Origin of the sequence: Niveibacterium terrae, assembly GCF_048213115.1 — a bacterium.
In the GTDB taxonomy this organism is placed as follows: domain Bacteria; phylum Pseudomonadota; class Gammaproteobacteria; order Burkholderiales; family Rhodocyclaceae; genus Niveibacterium; species Niveibacterium terrae.
On the sequence record NZ_CP172404.1, the window covers coordinates 569910 to 590535 of the forward strand.

Annotated in this window: 30 protein-coding genes and 1 pseudogene; all 31 read left to right on the plus strand. The window is 59.5% G+C overall.

The window, feature by feature from the left end:
- Positions 1–33 precede the first annotated feature (33 nt).
- Complete coding sequence (gene rpoC / locus ACHFB9_RS02730) at positions 34–4263, plus strand: DNA-directed RNA polymerase subunit beta' (RefSeq protein ID WP_417069446.1); 4230 nt, start codon at positions 34–36, stop codon at positions 4261–4263.
- A gap of 127 nt (positions 4264–4390) precedes the next feature.
- Complete coding sequence (gene rpsL, locus ACHFB9_RS02735; protein WP_417069447.1) at positions 4391–4768, plus strand: 30S ribosomal protein S12; 378 nt, start codon at positions 4391–4393, stop codon at positions 4766–4768.
- Between the two features lie 25 nt (positions 4769–4793).
- Positions 4794–5264 (plus strand): 30S ribosomal protein S7, encoded by a 471-nt coding sequence (rpsG, locus tag ACHFB9_RS02740; protein ID WP_417069448.1) that lies wholly within the window; start codon positions 4794–4796, stop codon positions 5262–5264.
- A gap of 116 nt (positions 5265–5380) precedes the next feature.
- A complete protein-coding gene (gene fusA / locus ACHFB9_RS02745; RefSeq protein WP_417069449.1) occupies positions 5381–7474 on the plus strand; it encodes an elongation factor G in 2094 nt (697 codons plus the stop codon).
- A 22-nt stretch (positions 7475–7496) separates the two neighbouring features.
- Positions 7497–8687 (plus strand): elongation factor Tu, encoded by a 1191-nt coding sequence (tuf, locus tag ACHFB9_RS02750; protein WP_417069450.1) that lies wholly within the window; start codon positions 7497–7499, stop codon positions 8685–8687.
- Between the two features lie 65 nt (positions 8688–8752).
- Complete coding sequence (gene rpsJ / locus ACHFB9_RS02755) at positions 8753–9064, plus strand: 30S ribosomal protein S10 (protein WP_417069451.1); 312 nt, start codon at positions 8753–8755, stop codon at positions 9062–9064.
- 146 nt (positions 9065–9210) lie between these two features.
- Complete coding sequence (rplC, locus tag ACHFB9_RS02760; protein ID WP_417069452.1) at positions 9211–9852, plus strand: 50S ribosomal protein L3; 642 nt, start codon at positions 9211–9213, stop codon at positions 9850–9852.
- A gap of 11 nt (positions 9853–9863) precedes the next feature.
- Entirely contained in the window at positions 9864–10484 is a 621-nt protein-coding gene (gene rplD, locus ACHFB9_RS02765) for a 50S ribosomal protein L4 (RefSeq protein WP_417069453.1), read from the plus strand.
- Positions 10481–10789 carry a 50S ribosomal protein L23 gene (rplW, locus tag ACHFB9_RS02770; protein WP_417069454.1) on the plus strand — a complete coding sequence of 103 codons (309 nt, stop codon included), beginning with the start codon at positions 10481–10483 and terminating at the stop codon, positions 10787–10789. The genes rplD and rplW overlap by 4 nt, the downstream gene beginning before the upstream one ends.
- Complete coding sequence (gene rplB / locus ACHFB9_RS02775) at positions 10789–11613, plus strand: 50S ribosomal protein L2 (protein WP_417069455.1); 825 nt, start codon at positions 10789–10791, stop codon at positions 11611–11613. Before rplW ends, rplB begins: the two co-directional genes overlap by 1 nt.
- Positions 11614–11623: 10 nt before the next feature.
- Positions 11624–11899, plus strand: coding sequence for a 30S ribosomal protein S19 (rpsS, locus tag ACHFB9_RS02780; RefSeq protein WP_417069456.1), 276 nt, complete (start codon positions 11624–11626; stop codon positions 11897–11899).
- A 9-nt stretch (positions 11900–11908) separates the two neighbouring features.
- Positions 11909–12238 carry a 50S ribosomal protein L22 gene (rplV, locus tag ACHFB9_RS02785; protein WP_417069457.1) on the plus strand — a complete coding sequence of 110 codons (330 nt, stop codon included), beginning with the start codon at positions 11909–11911 and terminating at the stop codon, positions 12236–12238.
- A 10-nt stretch (positions 12239–12248) separates the two neighbouring features.
- Positions 12249–13079 carry a 30S ribosomal protein S3 gene (gene rpsC, locus ACHFB9_RS02790; RefSeq protein ID WP_417069458.1) on the plus strand — a complete coding sequence of 277 codons (831 nt, stop codon included), beginning with the start codon at positions 12249–12251 and terminating at the stop codon, positions 13077–13079.
- A complete protein-coding gene (gene rplP / locus ACHFB9_RS02795) occupies positions 13048–13464 on the plus strand; it encodes a 50S ribosomal protein L16 (protein ID WP_417069459.1) in 417 nt (138 codons plus the stop codon). Before rpsC ends, rplP begins: the two co-directional genes overlap by 32 nt.
- A gap of 3 nt (positions 13465–13467) precedes the next feature.
- Complete coding sequence (rpmC, locus tag ACHFB9_RS02800; protein WP_417069460.1) at positions 13468–13662, plus strand: 50S ribosomal protein L29; 195 nt, start codon at positions 13468–13470, stop codon at positions 13660–13662.
- Positions 13659–13922 carry a 30S ribosomal protein S17 gene (gene rpsQ / locus ACHFB9_RS02805; protein WP_417069461.1) on the plus strand — a complete coding sequence of 88 codons (264 nt, stop codon included), beginning with the start codon at positions 13659–13661 and terminating at the stop codon, positions 13920–13922. The genes rpmC and rpsQ overlap by 4 nt, the downstream gene beginning before the upstream one ends.
- Before the next feature lie 140 nt (positions 13923–14062).
- Complete coding sequence (gene rplN, locus ACHFB9_RS02810) at positions 14063–14431, plus strand: 50S ribosomal protein L14 (RefSeq protein WP_417069462.1); 369 nt, start codon at positions 14063–14065, stop codon at positions 14429–14431.
- Positions 14432–14440: 9 nt separating this feature from the next.
- Positions 14441–14758, plus strand: a complete 318-nt coding sequence (gene rplX, locus ACHFB9_RS02815; RefSeq protein ID WP_417069463.1) for a 50S ribosomal protein L24 — start codon at positions 14441–14443, stop codon at positions 14756–14758.
- Positions 14759–14767: 9 nt separating this feature from the next.
- Positions 14768–15307: a 50S ribosomal protein L5 gene (gene rplE / locus ACHFB9_RS02820; RefSeq protein WP_417069464.1), complete on the plus strand. Its 540-nt coding sequence runs from the start codon at positions 14768–14770 to the stop codon at positions 15305–15307.
- A gap of 7 nt (positions 15308–15314) precedes the next feature.
- A complete protein-coding gene (gene rpsN, locus ACHFB9_RS02825; RefSeq protein WP_417069465.1) occupies positions 15315–15620 on the plus strand; it encodes a 30S ribosomal protein S14 in 306 nt (101 codons plus the stop codon).
- Positions 15621–15632: 12 nt separating this feature from the next.
- Positions 15633–16028, plus strand: a complete 396-nt coding sequence (gene rpsH, locus ACHFB9_RS02830; protein ID WP_417069466.1) for a 30S ribosomal protein S8 — start codon at positions 15633–15635, stop codon at positions 16026–16028.
- Between the two features lie 9 nt (positions 16029–16037).
- Entirely contained in the window at positions 16038–16571 is a 534-nt protein-coding gene (gene rplF / locus ACHFB9_RS02835; protein WP_417069467.1) for a 50S ribosomal protein L6, read from the plus strand.
- A 12-nt stretch (positions 16572–16583) separates the two neighbouring features.
- Complete coding sequence (rplR, locus tag ACHFB9_RS02840) at positions 16584–16937, plus strand: 50S ribosomal protein L18 (RefSeq protein WP_417069468.1); 354 nt, start codon at positions 16584–16586, stop codon at positions 16935–16937.
- A 12-nt stretch (positions 16938–16949) separates the two neighbouring features.
- Complete coding sequence (rpsE, locus tag ACHFB9_RS02845) at positions 16950–17474, plus strand: 30S ribosomal protein S5 (RefSeq protein ID WP_417069469.1); 525 nt, start codon at positions 16950–16952, stop codon at positions 17472–17474.
- Positions 17475–17477: 3 nt separating this feature from the next.
- Positions 17478–17660, plus strand: coding sequence for a 50S ribosomal protein L30 (gene rpmD, locus ACHFB9_RS02850; protein WP_417069470.1), 183 nt, complete (start codon positions 17478–17480; stop codon positions 17658–17660).
- On the plus strand, positions 17661–18095 hold the full coding sequence (rplO, locus tag ACHFB9_RS02855) for a 50S ribosomal protein L15 (RefSeq protein ID WP_417069471.1): 435 nt from the start codon (positions 17661–17663) through the stop codon (positions 18093–18095).
- A gap of 12 nt (positions 18096–18107) precedes the next feature.
- The gene (gene secY / locus ACHFB9_RS02860) at positions 18108–19442 is read left to right on the plus strand and encodes a preprotein translocase subunit SecY (protein WP_417069472.1); all 1335 of its coding nucleotides are present in this window, start codon (positions 18108–18110) and stop codon (positions 19440–19442) included.
- A gap of 2 nt (positions 19443–19444) precedes the next feature.
- Positions 19445–19659, plus strand: a pseudogene (gene infA / locus ACHFB9_RS02865) (translation initiation factor IF-1).
- Between the two features lie 24 nt (positions 19660–19683).
- Positions 19684–19797 carry a 50S ribosomal protein L36 gene (rpmJ, locus tag ACHFB9_RS02870; protein WP_417069473.1) on the plus strand — a complete coding sequence of 38 codons (114 nt, stop codon included), beginning with the start codon at positions 19684–19686 and terminating at the stop codon, positions 19795–19797.
- Positions 19798–19849: 52 nt separating this feature from the next.
- Positions 19850–20212 (plus strand): 30S ribosomal protein S13, encoded by a 363-nt coding sequence (gene rpsM, locus ACHFB9_RS02875; RefSeq protein ID WP_417069474.1) that lies wholly within the window; start codon positions 19850–19852, stop codon positions 20210–20212.
- An 11-nt stretch (positions 20213–20223) separates the two neighbouring features.
- Entirely contained in the window at positions 20224–20613 is a 390-nt protein-coding gene (rpsK, locus tag ACHFB9_RS02880) for a 30S ribosomal protein S11 (RefSeq protein ID WP_417069475.1), read from the plus strand.
- Positions 20614–20626: the final 13 nt, after the last annotated feature.

Genomic DNA, 20626 nt, shown 5'->3' on the forward strand with positions numbered 1-20626 from the left:
GTCTCGGAAAACGTCCGTTAGGAGTGACGACACATGAAAAGCATGCTTGCTGATCTGTTCAAGCAAAGCCTTCCGAACGAGGAAGAATTCGATGCGATTACCATCGGACTCGCCTCGCCGGAGAAAATCCGTTCTTGGTCTTTCGGTGAAGTAAAGAAGCCGGAAACCATCAATTACCGTACGTTCAAGCCCGAACGCGACGGCCTTTTCTGTGCCAAGATCTTTGGCCCGGTCAAGGACTACGAGTGCCTGTGCGGTAAGTACAAGCGTCTGAAGCACCGCGGCGTGATCTGCGAGAAGTGCGGCGTCGAAGTGACGCTGGCCAAGGTCCGCCGCGAGCGGATGGGCCACATCGAGCTCGCCTCGGTGGTCGCGCACATCTGGTTCCTGAAGAGCCTGCCCAGCCGTTTGGGCATGGTGCTGGACATGCCGCTGCGCGACATCGAACGCGTGCTCTACTTCGAGGGCTATGTCGTCGTGGATCCGGGCATGACCCCGCTGGTCCGCGGTCAGCTGCTGACTGAAGAGGACTACCTCGCGAAGACCGAGGAGTACGGCGACGAGTTCTCCGCGATGATGGGCGCCGAAGCCGTCCGCGAACTGCTCAGCTCGATCGATCTGCCGCGCGAGATCGAGAGGCTGCGCAGCGAGCTGGAAACGACCGGTTCGGAAGCGAAGATCAAGAAGATCGCCAAGCGCCTGAAGGTGCTGGAAGCTTTCGTGCAGTCGGGTATCCGTCCGAACTGGATGATCATGGAAGTGCTGCCGGTGCTGCCGCCGGATCTGCGCCCTCTGGTGCCTCTGGATGGCGGTCGCTTTGCGACTTCCGACCTGAACGACCTGTATCGCCGCGTCATCAACCGCAACAACCGTCTGAAGCGTCTGCTCGAGCTGAAGGCTCCTGAAATCATCGTCCGCAACGAAAAGCGGATGCTGCAGGAAGCCGTCGACTCGCTGCTCGACAACGGTCGCCGCGGCAAGGCGATGACCGGTGCGAACAAGCGTCCGCTCAAGTCGCTGGCCGACATGATCAAGGGTAAGGGCGGTCGTTTCCGTCAGAACCTGCTCGGCAAGCGCGTCGACTACTCGGGTCGTTCGGTCATTACCGTGGGTCCGCAGCTCAAGCTGCACCAGTGCGGTCTGCCCAAGCTGATGGCGCTCGAGCTGTTCAAGCCCTTCATCTTCAACAAGCTCGAACTGCGCGGCTACGCCACGACGATCAAGCAGGCGAAGAAGATGGTCGAGAGCCAGGAGCCGATGGTGTGGGACATCCTCGAAGAGGTGATCCGCGAACACCCGATCATGCTCAACCGCGCGCCGACGCTGCACCGTCTGGGCATCCAGGCCTTCGAGCCGATGCTGATCGAAGGCAAGGCGATCCAGCTGCACCCGCTCGTCTGTACGGCCTTCAACGCCGACTTCGACGGTGACCAGATGGCCGTCCACGTCCCTCTGTCGCTTGAAGCGCAGATGGAAGCGCGCACGCTGATGCTCGCGTCGAACAACGTGCTCTCGCCTGCGCACGGCGAACCGATCATCGTTCCGTCCCAGGACATCGTGCTGGGTCTGTACTACGCGACCCGCGAAGCGGTGAACGCGCCGGGCGAAGGCATGGCGCTGATCGACGTGTCGGAAGCCAAGCGCGCCTACGAGACCGGTCAGGCCTCGCTGCACGCGAAGGTCTTCATTCGCCTGAAGGAAGTGCTGTTCGACGAAAACGGCGAAAAGGTCGAGTCGATCAAGCGCTTCCACACGACGATCGGTCGTGCGATGCTCTCCGAGATCCTGCCTGCGGGCATGCCGTTCTCGGCGATCGACAAGCCGCTGAAGAAGAAGGAAATCGGCAAGCTGATCAACTCTTCGTTCCGCCGCTGCGGTCTGAAGCAGACCGTGATCTTCGCCGACAACCTGATGCAGTTCGGTTACCGTCTCGCGACGCGCGCCGGAATCTCGATCGCGGTCAAGGACATGCTGGTCCCGACCACGAAGCACTCGATCGTTGCGGCGGCTGAAGCTGAGGTCAAGGAGATCGCCCAGCAGTACACGTCCGGTCTGGTGACCGACGGCGAACGTTACAACAAGGTCGTCGATATCTGGGGGCGCGCCGGGGATCAGGTCGCCAAGGCGATGATGGATCAGCTCGGTACCGAACCGGTCATTGACTACACCGGCAAGGAGGTTCGCCAGGAATCGCTGAACTCGATCTATATGATGGCCGACTCGGGGGCGCGTGGTTCTGCGGCCCAGATCCGTCAGCTCGCCGGCATGCGCGGCCTGATGGCCAAGCCTGATGGCTCGATCATCGAGACGCCGATCACGACGAACTTCCGCGAAGGTCTGAACGTTCTGCAGTACTTCATCTCGACCCACGGCGCTCGTAAGGGCCTTGCGGATACGGCGCTGAAGACCGCGAACTCCGGTTACCTGACGCGTCGTCTGGTCGACGTGACGCAGGATCTGGTCGTGACCGAGGACGATTGCGGTACGCACAACGGCTTCACGATGCGCGCGATCATCGAAGGCGGTGAAGTGCTCGAGCCGCTGCGCGATCGCATCCTGGGCCGTGTTGCGGCCGAGGACATCGTCAATCCGGAAACCCAGGCAACCGCGATCGAAGCCGGTACGCTGCTCGACGAAGACCGCTGCGACGAGATCGATGCGATGGGCGTCGACGAAGTGCGCGTGCGTACTGCGCTGACCTGCGATACCCGCTATGGCCTTTGCGCGAAGTGCTATGGCCGCGACCTGGGCCGTGGCCAGCTCGTCAATTCGGGCGAAGCGGTCGGTGTCGTTGCCGCCCAGTCGATCGGTGAGCCGGGTACCCAGCTGACGATGCGTACCTTCCACGTCGGTGGTGCGGCCTCCCGTGCCGCGGTTGCGAGTTCCGTTGAAGCCAAGTCGGCCGGTGTGATCCGCCTGACCGCCAACACCCGCTATGTGACGACCGCCAAGGGTGAGAAGGTCATCATCGCCCGTTCGGCTGAAATCATCGTGGCCGACGAAATGGGTCGCGAGCGCGAACTGCACAAAGTGCCTTACGGTGCAATGCTGCTGGTCGACGACGGCGCCTCGATCAAGGCCGGCACCCAGCTTGCCAGCTGGGATCCGCACACCCGTCCGATCATCACCGAGCACAGCGGCGTCATCCGCTTCGAGAACGTCGAAGAAGGCGCGACCGTCGCCAAGCAGATCGACGAAGTGACCGGTCTTTCGACTCTGGTCGTCATTGCCGAGAAGCGCCGCGCGTCGAGCGCGAGCAAGGGGCTGCGTCCTCAGGTCAAGCTGATCGATGCTTCTGGCGAAGAGGTGAAGATCCCCGGAACCGATCACGCCGTGACGATCACGTTCCAGGTCGGCTCGCTGATCACCGTCAAGGATGGTCAGGAAGTCTCGGTCGGTGACGTGCTGGCCCGTATTCCTCAGGAATCGGCGAAGACGCGCGACATTACCGGTGGTCTGCCGCGCGTGGCCGAGCTGTTCGAAGCGCGCTCGCCCAAGGACGCAGGCCTGCTCGCCGAAGTGACCGGCACGCTGTCCTTCGGTAAGGACACCAAGGGCAAGCAACGCCTCGTGATCACCGAACTCGATGGCACCGTCCATGAGTTCCTGATCCCGAAGGACAAGCACGTTCTGGTGCACGATGGCCAGGTCGTCCAGCGGGGTGAATCGATCGTCGACGGTCCGGCCGATCCGCACGACATCCTCAGGCTCAAGGGGGTCGAAGCTCTGGCCCGCTATGTGATCGAGGAAGTCCAAGACGTCTACCGTCTGCAGGGCGTGAAGATCAACGACAAGCACATCGAAGTGATCGTTCGCCAGATGCTGCGCCGTGTCGTGATCACCGATCCGGGCGATACGAAGTTCATCCGCGAGGAGCAGGTTGAGCGCTCGCAGGTGCTGGACGAGAACGACAAGATGATCGCCGACGGCAAGATTCCGGCCCAGTACGAATATGTGCTGCTCGGTATCACGAAGGCCTCGCTGTCGACCGACTCCTTCATCTCTGCGGCGTCCTTCCAGGAAACGACCCGCGTGCTGACCGAGGCGGCGATCATGGGCAAGCGCGATGAGCTGCGTGGCCTGAAGGAAAACGTGATCGTCGGTCGTCTGATCCCGGCCGGTACCGGTCTTGCCTATCACCGTGCCCGTCACGCTCATGGCAACACGACCTTCGATCTGCCCCCGATGGATTTCGACGCTGAAGTGGATGCGCCGGAAGCTCCTGAAGTGGCGGAAACGCCATCGGCCGATCAGGCCGGTTGACGAAGCGGGGCGGGATTTCATAGAATCCCGCCTCTTTACTGGCCAGCCGTTCGCGGCTGGCTTCCTGTGATCTTGATTGCGGCCCAACTGCGCAGTTTGTGCAGGGTGGTGCGATCCGAGGAAAGAAATGCCAACAACCAACCAGCTCGTCCGCAAAGGACGTGAGACTGCGCTGATCAAGAGCAAGGTGCCCGCACTGGACGCCTGCCCCCAGAAGCGCGGCGTCTGTACCCGTGTCTACACCACGACCCCGAAGAAGCCGAACTCGGCGCTTCGTAAGGTCGCCAAGGTGCGCTTGACCAACGGCTTCGAAGTCATCTCCTATATCGGCGGTGAAGGCCACAACCTCCAGGAACACAGCGTCGTGCTGATCCGCGGCGGTCGTGTCAAGGACCTTCCGGGTGTTCGCTACCACATCGTTCGCGGTTCTCTTGACCTGCAGGGCGTGAAGGATCGGAAGCAATCGCGTTCCAAGTACGGCGCGAAGCGTCCGAAGAAGTCCTAATCAACCGAACCTGTAGGAGATCGACATGCCCCGTCGTCGCGAAGTACCCAAGCGTGAGATCCTGCCTGATCCGAAGTTCGGTAGTCAGGATGTCTCGAAGTTCATCAATGTTCTGATGCAAAGCGGCAAGAAAGCGGTTGCCGAGCGCATCATCTACGGTGCTCTGGAAAACATCCAGACCAAGAGCGGCAAGGATCCTCTGGATGTCTTCGCTGCCGCCGTCAACAACGTCAAGCCGGTCGTCGAAGTGAAGAGCCGCCGTGTCGGTGGCGCCAACTACCAGGTTCCGGTTGAAGTGCGTCCTTCCCGTCGCATGGCTCTGTCGATGCGCTGGATCCGCGAAGCTGCCCGCAAGCGTTCCGAGAAGTCGATGGCCCAGCGTCTGGCTGGCGAGCTGCTCGAAGCTTCCGAAGGCCGTGGCGCCGCGATGAAGAAGCGCGAGGAAGTTCACCGCATGGCTGAAGCCAACAAGGCATTCTCGCACTTCCGTTTCTGATCCCGCGATCGTTTCAGTCGGTCGGTGCCTGAAAATGGTCCGACCGAACTGCGCGAAAGCACCGAAAATCCCCGTCCGCACAGGTTGCGGACTTTCGTTTAGGTAGAGGTACTACCGTGGCACGTAAAACTCCGATTGAGCGCTACCGTAACATCGGTATCTCGGCGCACATCGACGCCGGCAAGACCACCACGACCGAGCGAATCCTGTTCTACACCGGTGTCAGTCACAAGATCGGTGAAGTGCATGATGGCGCTGCGACCATGGACTGGATGGAGCAGGAACAGGAACGCGGGATCACGATCACGTCCGCTGCAACGACATGCTTCTGGAAGGGCATGGACGGCAAGCGCGACGAACACCGCATCAACATCATCGACACCCCGGGACACGTCGACTTCACGATCGAAGTCGAGCGCTCGATGCGCGTTCTGGACGGTGCCGTGATGGTCTATTGCGCGGTCGGTGGCGTTCAGCCCCAGTCCGAAACCGTCTGGCGTCAAGCCAACAAGTACAAGGTTCCTCGTCTCGCGTTCGTGAACAAGATGGACCGCCAGGGCGCGGACTTCTTCAAGGTTCACGACCAGATGCGCACCCGTCTGCGCGCGAACCCGATCCCGCTGCAAGTGCCAATCGGCGCTGAAGAAAACTTCAAGGGCGTGGTCGACCTGATCAAGATGAAGGCGATCTGGTGGGACGATGCGACTCAGGGCATGAAGTTCGAGTACGGGGATATCCCGGCTGAGCTGCAGGCCAAGAGCCAGGAATGGCGCGAGAAGATGGTCGAAGCGGCCGCCGAATCGTCTGAAGAGCTGATGGACAAGTACCTTGGCGAGGGCGACCTCTCCGAGGAAGACATCGTTGCCGGTCTGCGCGACCGTACGCTGAAGAGCGAAATCGTGCCGATGCTGTGCGGTTCCGCGTTCAAGAACAAGGGCGTGCAGGCGATGCTCGACGCCGTCATCGATCTGATGCCTTCGCCGGTTGACGTTCCTCCGGTCAAGGGTGAAGACGACGATGGCAAGGAAGCGCACCGTGAGGCGACTGACGCTGCTCCGTTCTCGGCTCTGGCTTTCAAGCTCGCGACCGACCCCTTCGTTGGTCAGCTGACTTTCTTCCGCGTCTACTCGGGCGTCGTGAAGTCGGGCGACTCGATCTACAACCCGGTCAAGGGCAAGAAGGAGCGCATCGGTCGTATCGTCCAGATGCACGCCAATGACCGCAAGGAAATCGACGAAGTCTACGCGGGCGACATCGCAGCGGCGATCGGCCTGAAGGACGTGACGACCGGTGAAACCCTGTGCGATCAGGAACACATCATCACCCTCGAACGCATGGAATTCCCCGAACCGGTGATTCACGTCGCCGTCGAGCCGAAGACCAAGGCTGACCAGGAAAAGATGGGTGTCGCGCTCGGTCGTCTTGCGCGTGAAGACCCCTCGTTCCGCGTCCGCTCCGACGAAGAGTCGGGTCAGACCATCATCTCCGGTATGGGCGAGCTCCACCTTGAGATCATCGTCGACCGGATGAAGCGCGAGTTCGGCGTTGAAGCCAACGTCGGTGCGCCCCAGGTTGCTTACCGCGAAACGATCCGTTCGACGGTCGAAAATGCCGAAGGCAAGTTCGTCAAGCAGTCCGGTGGTCGTGGTCAGTACGGTCACGTCGTGCTCAAGCTCGAGCCGAACGAGCAGGGCAAGGGCTACGAGTTCGTCGATGCGATCAAGGGCGGCGTCGTTCCTCGCGAGTACATTCCCGCGGTCGACAAGGGCCTTCAGGACACGCTGCCCAACGGCGTGCTCGCCGGCTTCCCGGTTGTCGATGTCAAGGTTACGCTGCACTTCGGTTCGTACCACGATGTGGACTCGAACGAAAACGCGTTCAAGATGGCTGCGTCGATGGCGTTCAAGGACGGCATGCGCAAGGCCAACCCCGTGATTCTGGAACCGATGATGGCTGTCGAAGTCGAGACTCCGGAAGATTTCATGGGCAACGTCATGGGCGACCTCTCGGGTCGTCGCGGCATCGTTCAGGGCATGGACGACGTGGCAGGCATGAAGGTGATCAAGGCGGAAGTGCCGCTGGCCGAAATGTTCGGCTACTCCACGACGCTGCGTTCGCTGACCCAGGGTCGTGCGACCTACTCGATGGAGTTCAAGCACTACACCGAAGCGCCGCGCAACGTCGCTGAAGCCATCATCAACAAGAAGTAATCATTCGATTTAGGAAAGAAAAATGGCCAAGGAAAAATTCGAGCGGACAAAACCGCACGTGAACGTCGGTACCATCGGTCACGTTGACCATGGCAAGACCACGCTGACTGCAGCGATCACGACTGTTCTGTCGGCGAAGTTCGGCGGAGCTGCGAAGAAGTACGACGAAATCGATGCGGCGCCGGAAGAAAAGGCACGCGGTATCACGATCAATACCGCGCACGTCGAATACGAAACCGAAACCCGTCACTATGCGCACGTCGACTGCCCGGGGCACGCCGACTACGTGAAGAACATGATTACCGGTGCTGCGCAGATGGACGGCGCGATCCTGGTCGTGTCGGCCGCTGACGGCCCGATGCCGCAGACCCGCGAGCACATCCTGCTGGCGCGTCAGGTTGGCGTTCCTTACGTGATCGTGTTCCTGAACAAGTGCGACATGGTCGACGACGCCGAGCTGCTCGAACTCGTCGAGATGGAAGTTCGCGAACTGCTCTCGAAGTACGACTTCCCGGGTGATGACACCCCGATCGTCAAGGGTTCGGCCCTGAAGGCGCTCGAAGGCGACCAGAGCCCGATCGGCGAACCGGCGATCTTTGAGCTGGCCGCTGCGCTCGACAGCTACATCCCGACGCCGGAACGCGCTGTCGATCAGCCCTTCCTGCTGCCGATCGAAGACGTGTTCTCGATCTCGGGTCGCGGTACCGTGGTGACCGGCCGTGTCGAACGCGGCATCGTCAAGGTTGGCGAAGAAATCGAAATCGTCGGTATCAAGCCCACCGTCAAGACCACCTGCACGGGCGTCGAAATGTTCCGCAAGCTGCTCGACCAAGGTCAGGCTGGCGACAACGTTGGCGTTCTGCTGCGCGGCACGAAGCGTGAAGATGTCGAGCGCGGTCAGGTTCTGGCCAAGCCCGGTTCGATTACGCCGCACACCCACTTCACCGGTGAAGTGTATGTGCTGAGCAAGGACGAAGGCGGCCGTCACACCCCGTTCTTCAACAACTATCGTCCGCAGTTCTACTTCCGTACGACCGACGTGACCGGTGCGATCGAGCTGCCGGAAGGCACCGAGATGGTCATGCCTGGCGACAACGTGTCGATCACGGTCAAGCTGATCTGCCCGATCGCGATGGAAGAAGGTCTGCGTTTCGCGATCCGCGAAGGTGGCCGCACCGTGGGTGCTGGCGTCGTCGCGAAGATCATCGAGTAAGGTGATCAAATCCCCCGAGCCCGTCGGGCTCGGGGCGCTCTTTTCCGCTCTTTTAAGGAATTACCATGGCTAACCAGAAGATCCGTATCCGCCTCAAGGCTTTCGACTATCGCCTGATCGACCAGTCGGCTCAGGAAATCGTCGAAACCGCTAAGCGCACTGGCGCTGTTGTCCGCGGACCGGTTCCGCTGCCGACCCGGATTGAACGCTACAACCTGCTGCGTTCGCCGCACGTGAACAAGGCTTCGCGTGACCAGTTCGAAATCCGTACCCACCAGCGTCTGATGGACATCATCGATCCGACCGACAAGACGGTCGATGCGCTGATGAAGCTGGATCTGCCGGCTGGTGTTGACGTCGAAATCAAGCTTCAGTAAGCAATGGGTGTTGCATCTAGTCGGACTTTCCGGCTAGAATCGCGGATTCTCGCTCTCGGGTGGGAATCCGTTTTTGCATCTTTACGTCTGTGAAGGTGTATTTCAGCGATCTCCGGCCAATCGAAGCCGGGTTCAAGGAGAACAACATGAGTCTAGGCCTTGTTGGTCGCAAGGTCGGCATGACTCGCGTCTTTGCCGAGGATGGTCAGTCCATCCCGGTGACGGTGCTTGACGTGTCGAATAACCGCGTGACCCAGATCAAGACCCCTGAAGCCGACGGCTATGCCGCGATTCAGGTGGCGTTTGGCAAGCGCCGCGCCAGCCGCGTTAACAAAGCGGCTGCGGGGCATCTCGCCAAGGCCGGCGTCGAAGCCGGTCATGTCCTCAAGGAATTTACCGTTACCGCGGATCTGCTCTCCGGCTACAAGGCCGGTGACGTGATCAGCGTCGGTATCTTCACTGTCGGGCAAAAAGTGGATGTGTCGGGTGTTTCCATCGGTAAGGGTTATGCCGGTGTAATCAAGCGCCACAACTTCTCGTCCAACCGTGCGTCGCACGGTAACTCCCGTAGTCACAATGTGCCGGGTTCTATCGGTATGGCGCAGGATCCGGGTCGTGTTTTTCCGGGTAAGCGCATGACTGGTCACCTTGGTGCTGCCAAGACGACGGTCCAGAACCTCGAAATCGTCCGTGTCGACGCCGAGCGTGGTCTGCTGCTGGTCAAGGGCGCTGTGCCGGGCCATCAGGATGCCGACGTCGTCGTTCGTCCGGCGATCAAGGCCAACTGAGCGGGGACGACATGGAACTTAAGTTGATCAACGAACAAGGCCAGGCTACGGCTACCGTTCAAGCGCCCGATGCGCTGTTCGGTCGCGAGTACAACGAAGCTCTGGTTCATCAGCTCGTCGTTGCCTATCAGGCAAATGCGCGCTCGGGCAATCGCGCCCAGCTGACGCGTGCCGAAGTCAGGCACACGACGACGAAGCCGTGGCGTCAAAAAGGTACGGGCCGCGCCCGTTCCGGTTCGACGTCTTCCCCTCTGTGGCGTACCGGTGGCCGGGCTTTCCCGAACAAGCCGGAAGAAAACTTCAGCCAGAAGATCAATCGCAAGATGTATCGCGCCGGTATGGCTTCGATCCTCTCGCAGCTGGTTCGTGAAGATCGCCTGGTTGTGGTTGATGACTTCACGATCGAAGCGCCGAAGACCAAGCTGCTTGTCAGCAAGCTCAAGGGTCTGGGGCTCGAATCCGTGCTGGTGATCACCGATAACCTCGACGAAAACCTGCTTCTGTCGTCGCGCAATCTGCACAAGATTCTTGTGCTCGAAGCGCGTGAGACGGATCCGGTTTCGCTGATCGGTTTCGACAAGGTGCTCGTCACCAAGGCGGCGGTCGCGAAGATGGAGGAGATTTGGAAATGAGCTTCTCTCAAGAGCGTCTGTATCAAGTGCTGCTCGCTCCGCAGATCTCCGAAAAGGCGACCTATGTTGCGGAAAAGAACGAGCAGGTGATCTTCAGGGTCGTCAATTCGGCCACGAAGCCCGAAATCAAGGCTGCCGTCGAACTGCTCTTCAAAGTGCAGGTTGATTCGGTTCAGATCCTGAACGTCAAGGGCAAGGTCAAGCGCACTTCGCGCGGGATGGGTCGCCGCCAAGACTGGAAGAAGGCATTCGTTTGCCTGAAGGCTGGTCAAGAGATCAACTTCGTTGAAGGGGGGGCAGCCTAATGCTGGTCAAAGTCAAACCCACTTCCGCTGGTCGTCGCGGTGTCGTCAAGGTTGTCAATCCCGATCTGTACAAGGGTCGTCCGGTTGCTTCCCTGATCGAGAAGAAGACCAAGAACGCGGGTCGCAACGCCAATGGCCGGATTACGGTTCGCCATCAGGGTGGTGGTCACAAGCAGCACTACCGTCTGGTCGATTTCAAGCGCAGCAAGGACGGCATTCCGGCCAAGGTCGAACGTATCGAATACGACCCGAACCGTACCGCCCACCTGGCTCTGCTGGTCTACGCTGACGGCGAACGCCGCTACATCGTCGCTCCGCGCGGTGTCGTGGTCGGCCAGGTCGTGATCTCCGGTTCGGAAGCTCCGATCAAGCCGGGTAACACGCTGCCGATCCGCAACATCCCGGTTGGTACGACGATCCACGCGATCGAACTGCTGCCTGGCAAGGGTGCTCAGCTGGCTCGCGCCGCGGGTGCCTCGGTTCAGCTGCTGGCTCGTGAAGGTAGCTACGCTCAGCTGCGTCTGCGTTCCGGTGAAATCCGCCGCGTCCACGTCGAATGCCGTGCGACGGTCGGTGAAGTCGGTAACGAAGAAAACAGCCTGCGCAAGATCGGCAAGGCCGGTGCTCAACGCTGGCGCGGAATCCGCCCGACGGTCCGCGGCGTTGTGATGAACCCGACTGACCACCCGCATGGTGGTGGTGAAGGTCGTACCGGTGAGGGTCGTGTGCCTGTCAGCCCGTGGGGAACCCCGACCAAGGGTTACCGTACTCGCTCGAACAAGCGCACCGACACGATGATCGTTCAGCGTCGGCATAAGCGCTAAGAGGTAAGAAATGGCTCGTTCTATTAAGAAAGGCCCGTTCGTCGATGCGCACCTTCTGAAGAAGGTCGATGCCGCGCGGGCGACCAATGACAAGCGTCCGGTGAAGACCTGGTCGCGTCGTTCGACCGTGCTGCCGGAATTTGTCGGCTCCACGATCGCTGTCCATAACGGCCGTCAACACATTCCGGTTTATGTGACCGAGAACATGGTTGGCCACAAGCTCGGCGAATTTGCGCTGACCCGCACGTTCAAGGGCCACGCTGCCAGCAAAAAGGCGAAGAGGTAAGGAGTGACGATGGAAACCAAAGCTAGTTTGCGTGGCGTCCGTCTCTCCGCCCAGAAGGGTCGGCTCGTTGCCGACCTCGTGCGTGGGAAGCGTGTCGATCAGGCTCTGAACATCCTGGCATTCTGCCCGAAAAAGGGTGCAGTGATCGTCAAGAAGGTTCTCGAGTCCGCGATTGCGAACGCTGAACACAACGATGGCGCAGACATCGACGCCCTCAAGGTCAAGAGCATTTATGTCGAGCAGGGCACGTCGCTCAAGCGCTTCACGGCGCGAGCCAAGGGGCGCGGAAACCGCATCCTGAAGCCGACCTGCCACATTTTCTTGACTGTCGGCGAGTAAGGGAGCTCTCATGGGACAGAAGATTCATCCGACCGGCTTCCGCCTTGCGGTTACCCGCAATTGGGCGTCGCGCTGGTTCGCGAACAACCAGAACTTCGCCGGCATGCTTCAGGAAGATCTGAAGGTGCGTGAGCACCTGAAGAAGAAGCTGGCGCACGCTTCGGTGGGCCGCGTTCTGATCGAACGTCCGGCCAAGACCGCCCGCATCACCGTTTTCAGCGCCCGTCCGGGTGTTGTGATCGGCAAGAAGGGTGAGGACATCGAAGTTCTGAAAGCTGATCTGCAGAAGATCCTGAACGTGCCGGTGCACGTCAGTATCGAAGAGATCCGCAAGCCGGAGACCGATGCGCAGCTGATCGCCGACTCGATCGCTCAACAGCTCGAAAAGCGGATCATGTTCCGTCGCGCAATGAAGCGTGCGATGCAGAACGCGATGCGTCTGGGTGCCCAGGGCATCAAGATCATGAGCGCTGGGCGTCTGAACGGTGCTGAAATCGCGCGTACCGAGTGGTACCGCGAAGGTCGCGTGCCTCTGCATACCCTGCGTGCCGATATCGACTATGGCTTCTCCGAAGCCAATACGACGTACGGCATCATCGGTATCAAGGTCTGGGTCTACAAGGGCGACACCCTGAGTCGCGGCGAGCAACCGGTTGCGGCTGAAGCGCCGGATGCCGAACGCCGTCCGCGCCGTGGTGCCAAGGAAGGTGAAGCGAAGCCGGGCGCCCGTCGTCCGGCCCGCCGTGTGAGCGGCGATGGGGCGGCTGACAAGGCCGATGCCAAGCGCGTAAACAAAGCAGGAGCGAACAATGCTGCAGCCGGCGAGAAGGAAGTATCGTAAGGAACAGAAGGGCCGCAACACCGGCGTTGCGACCCGCGGAGCCAAGGTCAGCTTCGGCGAATACGGTCTGAAGGCGATCGGTCGCGGTCGTCTGACGGCTCGCCAGATTGAAGCTGCCCGTCGCGCGATGACCCGTCACATCAAGCGTGGTGGTCGCATCTGGATCCGCATCTTCCCGGACAAGCCGATTTCCCAGAAGCCCGCCGAAGTGCGGATGGGTAACGGTAAGGGTAACCCGGAGTACTGGGTTGCTGAGATTCAGCCGGGTAAGGTCCTGTACGAAATGGACGGCGTTGACGAAGCCCTCGCTCGCGAGGCGTTCCGCCTGGCTGCTGCAAAGCTGCCGATCGAGACGACTTTCGTCACCCGCATGGTGGGGCAATAAATCATGAAAGCCAGCGAACTCAGGGTTAAAGAGCCCTCCGAGCTGAACAAGGAACTGCTTGAACTGCTGAAAGCACAGTTCTCGCTGCGTATGCAGCTTGCGACTCAGCAGATCGGCAATACGAGTCAACTCGGTAAGGTGCGCCGCGATATCGCGCGCATTCGTACCATCCTGCATGAAAAGGCGGTGACCCAATGACCGAGCAATCGATCAAGCGTACGCTGACCGGTCGGGTGGTCAGCGACAAGATGGACAAGACTGTTACCGTGCTGATCGAGCGTCGTGTCAAGCATCCGCTCTACGGCAAGGTGATGATCAAGTCCAAGAAGTACCACGCCCATGTCGAAAACGACGTTGCTGCAGAAGGTGATCTGGTTGAGATCGAGGAATGTGCTCCGATCTCCAAGACCAAAGCCTGGCGCGTAGCGCGCGTGGTCGAGAAGGCTCGCACGATTTAAGCTTGCGGAACCCGACGAGGTTCTGCTAGAATCTTGTGCTCTTGTACTGGACGCCTCGTTATGGGGCGTCCAGTCATTTCCTCCCGGACGGGTTCCAAGACTGACCGCCGATTTTTGGCGGGTTAAGTTGGAGTTAAACAATGATCCAAATGCAATCCATTCTGGACGTCGCCGATAATACTGGCGCGCGTTCGGTGATGTGCATCAAGGTGTTGGGCGGCTCGAAGCGCCGCTATGCCGGTATCGGCGACATCATCAAGGTGAGCATCAAAGATGCAGCCCCGCGCGGTCGCGTGAAGAAGGGTGACGTGTACAGTGCTGTCGTGGTTCGTACCGCGAAAGGCGTACGCCGTCCCGACGGATCGCTGGTCAAGTTCGACGGCAATGCTGCCGTGCTGCTCAACAACAAGCTCGAGCCTATCGGTACCCGTATTTTTGGGCCGGTGACTCGCGAGCTGCGCACCGAGCGATTCATGAAAATCGTTTCGCTGGCGCCTGAAGTTCTGTAAGGAGCGGCAATGGACAAGATTCGCAAAGGCGATGAGGTGGTTGTCCTCGTCGGCAAAGATAAAGGCAAGCGCGGCGCTGTATCGCTCCGCGTTGACGATCAGCATGTCGTGGTCGAGGGCGTCAATCGTGTGAAGAAGCACGTGCGTCCGAACCCGGTGCGCGGCCAGGTTGGCGGTATCGTCGAAAAAGAAGCGCCGATCGACGTGTCGAACGTCGCGCTGTTCAATCCGGCAACCCAGAAGGGTGACCGGGTCGGCTTCCGTGTGCTTGAAGATGGCAAGAAGGTTCGCTTCTTCAAGTCGAACGGCGAGCTGGTGGATCGGTAAGGAGTGGTCATGGCACGCCTGCAAGAATTTTACAAGTCGACCGTTGTCGGCGATCTGACAGCCAAGTTTGGCTACAAGTCGCCGATGCAAGTGCCGCGCATCACCAAGATCACCCTGAACATGGGTGTCGGTGAAGCGGTGGGCGACAAGAAAGTGCTCGATAACGCTGTTGGTGATCTGATCAAGATCGCTGGCCAGAAGCCGGTTGTCACGAAAGCCAAGAAGTCGATCGCCGGCTTCAAGATTCGTGATGACTATCCGATCGGTTGCATGGTGACGCTGCGTGGTCCCCGGATGTTCGAGTTCCTCGATCGTCTGATCACGATCGCGATGCCGCGTATTCGCGACTTCCGTGGCATCGCCTCCAAGGGCTTCGATGGCCGCGGTAACTACAATCTCGGGGTCAAGGAACAGATCATTTTCCCCGAAATCGAATACGACAAGATCGATGCTCTGCGCGGTCTGAATGTCAGCATCACCACGACTGCCAAGACGGACGATGAAGCGCGCGCTCTGCTCGCAGCTTTCAAGTTCCCGTTCAAGAATTGAGGGTGTTATGGCGAAACTCGCTCTGATCAACCGTGAAGAAAAGCGTGTCAAGACTGCGGCTAAGTTCGCTGCCAAGCGCGCTGAGCTCGTGGCCACGATCAACGACAGCAAGCTGTCCGACGAAGAGCGCCAAGCGGCGCGTCTGAAGTTCCAACAGCTGCCTCGCAATGCTTCTCCGGTCCGTCAACGCAATCGCTGCGCCCTGACGGGTCGTCCTCGCGGAGTCTTCCGCAAATTCGGTTTGTGCCGTAACAAGCTGCGCGAAATTGCTTTCCGCGGTGAAGTGCCGGGCATGACCAAGGCTAGCTGGTAAGGAGACGGAAGAATGAGTATGTCCGATCCGATCGCCGATATGCTGACCCGCATCCGCAATGCGCAGATGGCCGAGAAGGTGTCGGTTGCTATGCCGGCGTCTAAGCTCAAGGTCGCAATCGCCGAAGTTCTGAAGGACGAAGGTTATATCGATGGTTTCGCGGTTCGTGGCGAAGGTGCCACTCGCGAACTGGAACTCTCGCTGAAGTATTATGCGGGCCGCCCTGTCATCGAACGCATCGAGCGCGTGAGCCGTCCCGGCCTGCGTATTTACCGCGGTAGCGGCAACCTCCCGAAGGTCTTGAACGGTCTGGGCGTGGCGATTGTTTCGACCCCGCGCGGCGTCATGACCGACCGCAAGGCTCGTGCCAGCAATGTTGGCGGCGAAGTCCTCTGCGTCGTCGCTTAAGGAGGAAACATGTCTCGTGTAGCGAAGAATCCAGTCATCGTGCCGCAAGGCGTCGAAGTGACGCTGACTGAAGCCGAGATCACGATCAAGGGGCCCCTGGGCACGCTCAAGCGCGCTCTGCACCCTTCCGTCGTGGTCGCGCAAGATGGTGACAAGCTGCAGTGCTCGGCACGCGAAGGTGGCCTTAATGGCAATGCGCTGTCGGGTACGACCCGGGCCTTGGTTGCCAATATGGTGACCGGAGTCTCCAAGGGCTTTGAGCGCAAGTTGAACCTGGTTGGCGTGGGCTATCGTGCTCAGGCTCAAGGTGACAAGCTCAATCTGACCCTCGGTTTCTCTCACCCGGTGGTGCACCAGATGCCGGCTGGCATCAAGGTTGAAACGCCGACGCAGACCGAAGTCCTGATCAAGGGCGTCGACAAGCAGCTGGTGGGGCAGGTCGCAGCGGAAGTCCGCGCGTATCGTGAGCCGGAACCCTATAAGGGCAAGGGCGTGCGTTACTCGGACGAAGTTGTCGTCCTCAAGGAAACCAAGAAGAAGTAAGGGCCCGAACTCATGAACAAGAAGGAAGCGCGTCTGCGCCGTGCCCGCAAAACTCGGGCCGTGATCGCCGAAAAGAAGGCCGTGCGCCTTACCGTGTTCCGTACCAACCAGCACATCTACGCCCAGGTCATCTCTGGTGTCGGATCGAAGGTGCTGGCTGCTGCCTCGACGGTCGAAGCCGATGTCCGCAAGAGCCAGCCGAATGGCGGCAACGTGGAAGCGGCTGTGGTCATTGGCAAGCTGATCGCCGAGCGTGCGAAAGCCGCTGGTGTGGAAACGGTCGCGTTCGATCGCGCAGGATTCAAGTACCACGGCCGAGTCAAGGCCCTGGCTGATGCCGCCCGCGAAGGCGGCCTGAAGTTCTAAGCGGGGTTGTTAATGGCTAAGCAACAGACAAAGAAAGCGCAAGCCGGCGAAGAGCGTGATGACGGCATGCGCGAAAAAATGGTCTCGATCAACCGGGTCACGAAAGTGGTCAAGGGTGGTCGAATTCTCGGGTTTGCAGCGCTGACCGTGGTCGGTGATGGCGATGGTGGCATCGGCATGGGCAAGGGCAAGGCGCGTGAAGTGCCGGTCGCTGTCCAGAAGGCGATGGAAGAAGCCCGCCGTAAGCTGTTCAAGGTTGCTCTGCGCAACGGCACCCTGCAACACCAGGTCATCGGCCATCACGGCGCTTCGCGCGTTCTGATGCAACCGGCGCCTAGCGGTACCGGCATCATCGCAGGCGGCGCAATGCGCGCCGTGTTCGAGGTGATGGGCGTGACCGACGTGATCTGCAAGTGCCTCGGCTCGACCAATCCGTATAACGTCGTTCGTGCAACGCTTAATGGCCTCGACGCCATCAATACGCCGGCTACCATTGCGGCCAAGCGTGGCAAGACCGTTGAAGAAATTCTGGGGTAAGTCATGGCCGACAAGAAAATTCGCGTGACGCTCGTCAAGAGCATCATCGGAACCAAGCAGGACCAGCGTGCTACGGTCCGTGGCCTGGGTCTGCGTCGCATCAACCATACGGTTGAGCTTGAGGACACTGCTGCAGTTCGCGGCATGGTCAACAAGGTCGCTTTTCTCGTGAAGTGCGAGGGCTAAATGGAACTGAACAACCTCAAGCCGGCAGCTGGCGCCACGCACGCTAAAAAGCGTGTTGGTCGCGGCATCGGCAGCGGACTGGGCAAGACCTGCGGTCGCGGTCACAAGGGGCAGAAGTCCCGTGCGGGCGGCTTCCACAAGGTCGGTTTCGAAGGCGGTCAAATGCCGCTGCAACGTCGTCTGCCGAAGCGTGGTTTCGTTTCGCTGACCCGTTCGCGCATCGCTGAAGTTCGTCTCTCCGAGCTCGAAGCTCTGGGCGCCGATGAAGTCGATCTGCTGACGCTCAAGGCTGCTGGTGTCATCGATGCCAACGCCCTGGCTGCCAAGGTCATCCTCTCCGGCGCAATTTCGCGCAAGGTCGCTCTGCGTGGCGTTGGTGCCACCAAGGGTGCTCGTGCTGCGATCGAAGCTGCCGGTGGCAGCGTCGCCGAGTAAACGGCGGGTCGAATGACGACTTCTTCCGCAGCTCTCGGTAAAGGCGGCAAGTTCGGCGATCTGAAGCGGCGTCTGTGGTTCCTGTTGGGTGCGCTGATCGTTTATCGTATCGGCGCACACATTCCGGTTCCCGGAATCGATCCGATTCGCCTCGCTGAGATGTTCCAGTCTCAGAAAGGCGGCATCCTCGGCGTCTTCAACCTGTTCTCAGGTGGCGCGCTTTCTCGCTTCACTGTGTTTGCACTGGGGATCATGCCTTACATTTCGGCATCGATCATCATGCAGCTTCTGGCTGTGGCCTCGCCGCAGCTGGAACAGTTGAAGAAGGAAGGCGAAGCCGGGCGGCGAAAGATCACGCAATACACGCGTTATGGGACAGTGGCTCTGGCCCTGTTCCAGGCGATGGGTATCGCGATCGCTTTGGAGGGTCAGCCTGGGCTCGTTCTCGAACCTGGCATGACTTTCCGCTTCGTGACGATCACGACGCTTGTGACGGGGACGATGTTCCTGATGTGGCTGGGTGAGCAGATCACTGAGCGCGGTCTCGGCAACGGTATTTCGCTGATCATCTTCAGCGGTATCGCGGCGGGTCTGCCTAATGCCATCGGCGGTCTTTTCGAGCTGGTACGCACTGGTGCTATGCATCCGATCGCGGCCCTGTTCATCTGTGCCCTGGTGGTTCTGGTGACGGCTTTCGTGGTCTTTGTCGAACGTGGTCAGCGCAAGATCCTGGTCAATTATGCCAAGCGTCAAGTGGGCAACCGGGTCTATGGGGGGCAAGCTTCGCACCTGCCGCTCAAGCTGAACATGTCCGGCGTGATCCCGCCGATCTTTGCTTCGTCGATCATTCTGTTCCCGGCTACCGCCGCACAGTGGTTCAGTGGCGCGGGCGATTCGAAGTTTGCGAACTTCATCAAGGATATCGCCTCGACTCTGCACCCGGGACAGCCGATCTATGTTCTGCTCTATGCTGCTGCGATCATCTTCTTCTGCTTCTTCTATACGGCGCTGGTCTTCAACGCCAAGGAGACAGCCGATAACCTGAAGAAGAGCGGAGCGTTTGTGCCCGGGATTCGTCCTGGTGAGCAGACGGCGAAGTATATCGACAAGATCTTGATGCGTTTGACCTTGGTTGGAGCGGTCTATATCACGGTGGTGTGTCTGCTGCCTGAGTTCCTGATCCTCAAGTGGAACGTCCCGTTCTACTTTGGCGGAACCTCGCTGCTGATCATCGTGGTCGTGACAATGGATTTCATGTCTCAGGTGCAGGCATACATCATGTCTCACCAGTATGAAAGTCTGTTGAAAAAGGCCAACTTCAAAGGCGCAGGTCTGCCTATCAAGTAAGGATGAGCAAGGAAGACGCCATTGAGTGTAGGGCGTGGTAGTTGCGGCTCTGCCCAACGCGACCTTCAGTCCGCCTTAAAACGGACACATGGTGTGGGGTCATATTTCCGGGGGGGGGCGGATCCATTCGATCCGCATCGAACCGGGAGAGAAGGTAACAGTTCGACTCACACCTTATGATCTATCGAAGGCGCGTATCGTCTTCCGTGCAAAGTGAGTTCGGGATATTTAGGAGCGAAACATGAGAGTCCAGGCTTCGGTCAAGCGGATCTGCCGCAAATGCAAGATTGTTCGCCGCAAGGGCGTCGTACGTGTGATCTGTGAAGATCCGCGTCACAAGCAGCGTCAGGGCTGAGCTCCGCGCTCGCTGAACGTTTAACGATAACAAGCGTAACTGGGGTAAAAGCATGGCCCGTATCGCTGGGGTAAACATTCCCAACCATAAGCACACGGAAATCGCCTTGACCGCGATTTACGGCATCGGCCGTACCCGTGCGCAAAAAATTTGCGACGCCGCTGGTGTGGCTCGTAACGCCAAAGTCAAGGATTTGACTGAAGCGGACATGGACAAGCTGCGTGACGAAATCGGTCGCCTGACGGTCGAGGGTGATCTTCGTCGCGAAGTTACGATGAACATTAAGCGGCTGATGGATCTTGGCTGCTATCGTGGTGTGCGTCATCGTCGCGGCCTGCCGTGCCGTGGTCAGCGTACCCGCACCAATGCTCGCACCCGCAAGGGTCCGCGCAAGCCGATCGCCGGCAAGAAATAAGGGTGTGACAAATGGCTAAGACCGCTACGAAGGTTCGTAAGAAAGTCAAAAAGAACGTGGCCGAGGGCGTTGCCCACATCCACGCTTCTTTCAACAACACGATCATCACGATCACCGACCGCCAGGGCAATGCCTTGTCGTGGGCGACTTCGGGTGGTGCTGGTTTCAAGGGCTCCCGCAAGAGCACGCCGTTTGCAGCGCAGGTTGCTGCTGACGCTGCCGGTAAGGTTGCCCTGGAATGCGGCATCAAGAATCTCGAAGTCCGCATCACCGGACCTGGCCCCGGCCGCGAATCGTCGGTCCGTGCGCTGAATGCGCTCGGCATCAAGATCAGCTCGATCACCGATATCACGCCGATCCCGCATAACGGCTGCCGTCCGCCGAAGAAGCGTCGCATTTAACAGGAGTTGAAAC

Bases quoted from the DNA above. Each gene is read 5' to 3' on its own strand.
- rpoC (WP_417069446.1), top strand. From the start codon at position 34: ATGAAAAGCATGCTTGCTGATCTGTTCAAGCAAAGCCTTCCGAACGAG.
- rpsL (WP_417069447.1), top strand. From the start codon at position 4,391: ATGCCAACAACCAACCAGCTCGTCCGCAAAGGACGTGAGACTGCGCTG.
- rpsG (WP_417069448.1), top strand. From the start codon at position 4,794: ATGCCCCGTCGTCGCGAAGTACCCAAGCGTGAGATCCTGCCTGATCCG.
- tuf (WP_417069450.1), top strand. From the start codon at position 7,497: ATGGCCAAGGAAAAATTCGAGCGGACAAAACCGCACGTGAACGTCGGT.
- rpsJ (WP_417069451.1), top strand. From the start codon at position 8,753: ATGGCTAACCAGAAGATCCGTATCCGCCTCAAGGCTTTCGACTATCGC.
- rplC (WP_417069452.1), top strand. From the start codon at position 9,211: ATGAGTCTAGGCCTTGTTGGTCGCAAGGTCGGCATGACTCGCGTCTTT.
- rplD (WP_417069453.1), top strand. From the start codon at position 9,864: ATGGAACTTAAGTTGATCAACGAACAAGGCCAGGCTACGGCTACCGTT.
- rplW (WP_417069454.1), top strand. From the start codon at position 10,481: ATGAGCTTCTCTCAAGAGCGTCTGTATCAAGTGCTGCTCGCTCCGCAG.
- rplB (WP_417069455.1), top strand. From the start codon at position 10,789: ATGCTGGTCAAAGTCAAACCCACTTCCGCTGGTCGTCGCGGTGTCGTC.
- rpsS (WP_417069456.1), top strand. From the start codon at position 11,624: ATGGCTCGTTCTATTAAGAAAGGCCCGTTCGTCGATGCGCACCTTCTG.
- rplV (WP_417069457.1), top strand. From the start codon at position 11,909: ATGGAAACCAAAGCTAGTTTGCGTGGCGTCCGTCTCTCCGCCCAGAAG.
- rpsC (WP_417069458.1), top strand. From the start codon at position 12,249: ATGGGACAGAAGATTCATCCGACCGGCTTCCGCCTTGCGGTTACCCGC.
- rplP (WP_417069459.1), top strand. From the start codon at position 13,048: ATGCTGCAGCCGGCGAGAAGGAAGTATCGTAAGGAACAGAAGGGCCGC.
- rpmC (WP_417069460.1), top strand. From the start codon at position 13,468: ATGAAAGCCAGCGAACTCAGGGTTAAAGAGCCCTCCGAGCTGAACAAG.
- rpsQ (WP_417069461.1), top strand. From the start codon at position 13,659: ATGACCGAGCAATCGATCAAGCGTACGCTGACCGGTCGGGTGGTCAGC.
- rplN (WP_417069462.1), top strand. From the start codon at position 14,063: ATGATCCAAATGCAATCCATTCTGGACGTCGCCGATAATACTGGCGCG.
- rplX (WP_417069463.1), top strand. From the start codon at position 14,441: ATGGACAAGATTCGCAAAGGCGATGAGGTGGTTGTCCTCGTCGGCAAA.
- rplE (WP_417069464.1), top strand. From the start codon at position 14,768: ATGGCACGCCTGCAAGAATTTTACAAGTCGACCGTTGTCGGCGATCTG.
- rpsN (WP_417069465.1), top strand. From the start codon at position 15,315: ATGGCGAAACTCGCTCTGATCAACCGTGAAGAAAAGCGTGTCAAGACT.
- rpsH (WP_417069466.1), top strand. From the start codon at position 15,633: ATGAGTATGTCCGATCCGATCGCCGATATGCTGACCCGCATCCGCAAT.
- rplF (WP_417069467.1), top strand. From the start codon at position 16,038: ATGTCTCGTGTAGCGAAGAATCCAGTCATCGTGCCGCAAGGCGTCGAA.
- rplR (WP_417069468.1), top strand. From the start codon at position 16,584: ATGAACAAGAAGGAAGCGCGTCTGCGCCGTGCCCGCAAAACTCGGGCC.
- rpsE (WP_417069469.1), top strand. From the start codon at position 16,950: ATGGCTAAGCAACAGACAAAGAAAGCGCAAGCCGGCGAAGAGCGTGAT.
- rpmD (WP_417069470.1), top strand. From the start codon at position 17,478: ATGGCCGACAAGAAAATTCGCGTGACGCTCGTCAAGAGCATCATCGGA.
- rplO (WP_417069471.1), top strand. From the start codon at position 17,661: ATGGAACTGAACAACCTCAAGCCGGCAGCTGGCGCCACGCACGCTAAA.
- secY (WP_417069472.1), top strand. From the start codon at position 18,108: ATGACGACTTCTTCCGCAGCTCTCGGTAAAGGCGGCAAGTTCGGCGAT.
- rpmJ (WP_417069473.1), top strand. From the start codon at position 19,684: ATGAGAGTCCAGGCTTCGGTCAAGCGGATCTGCCGCAAATGCAAGATT.
- rpsM (WP_417069474.1), top strand. From the start codon at position 19,850: ATGGCCCGTATCGCTGGGGTAAACATTCCCAACCATAAGCACACGGAA.
- rpsK (WP_417069475.1), top strand. From the start codon at position 20,224: ATGGCTAAGACCGCTACGAAGGTTCGTAAGAAAGTCAAAAAGAACGTG.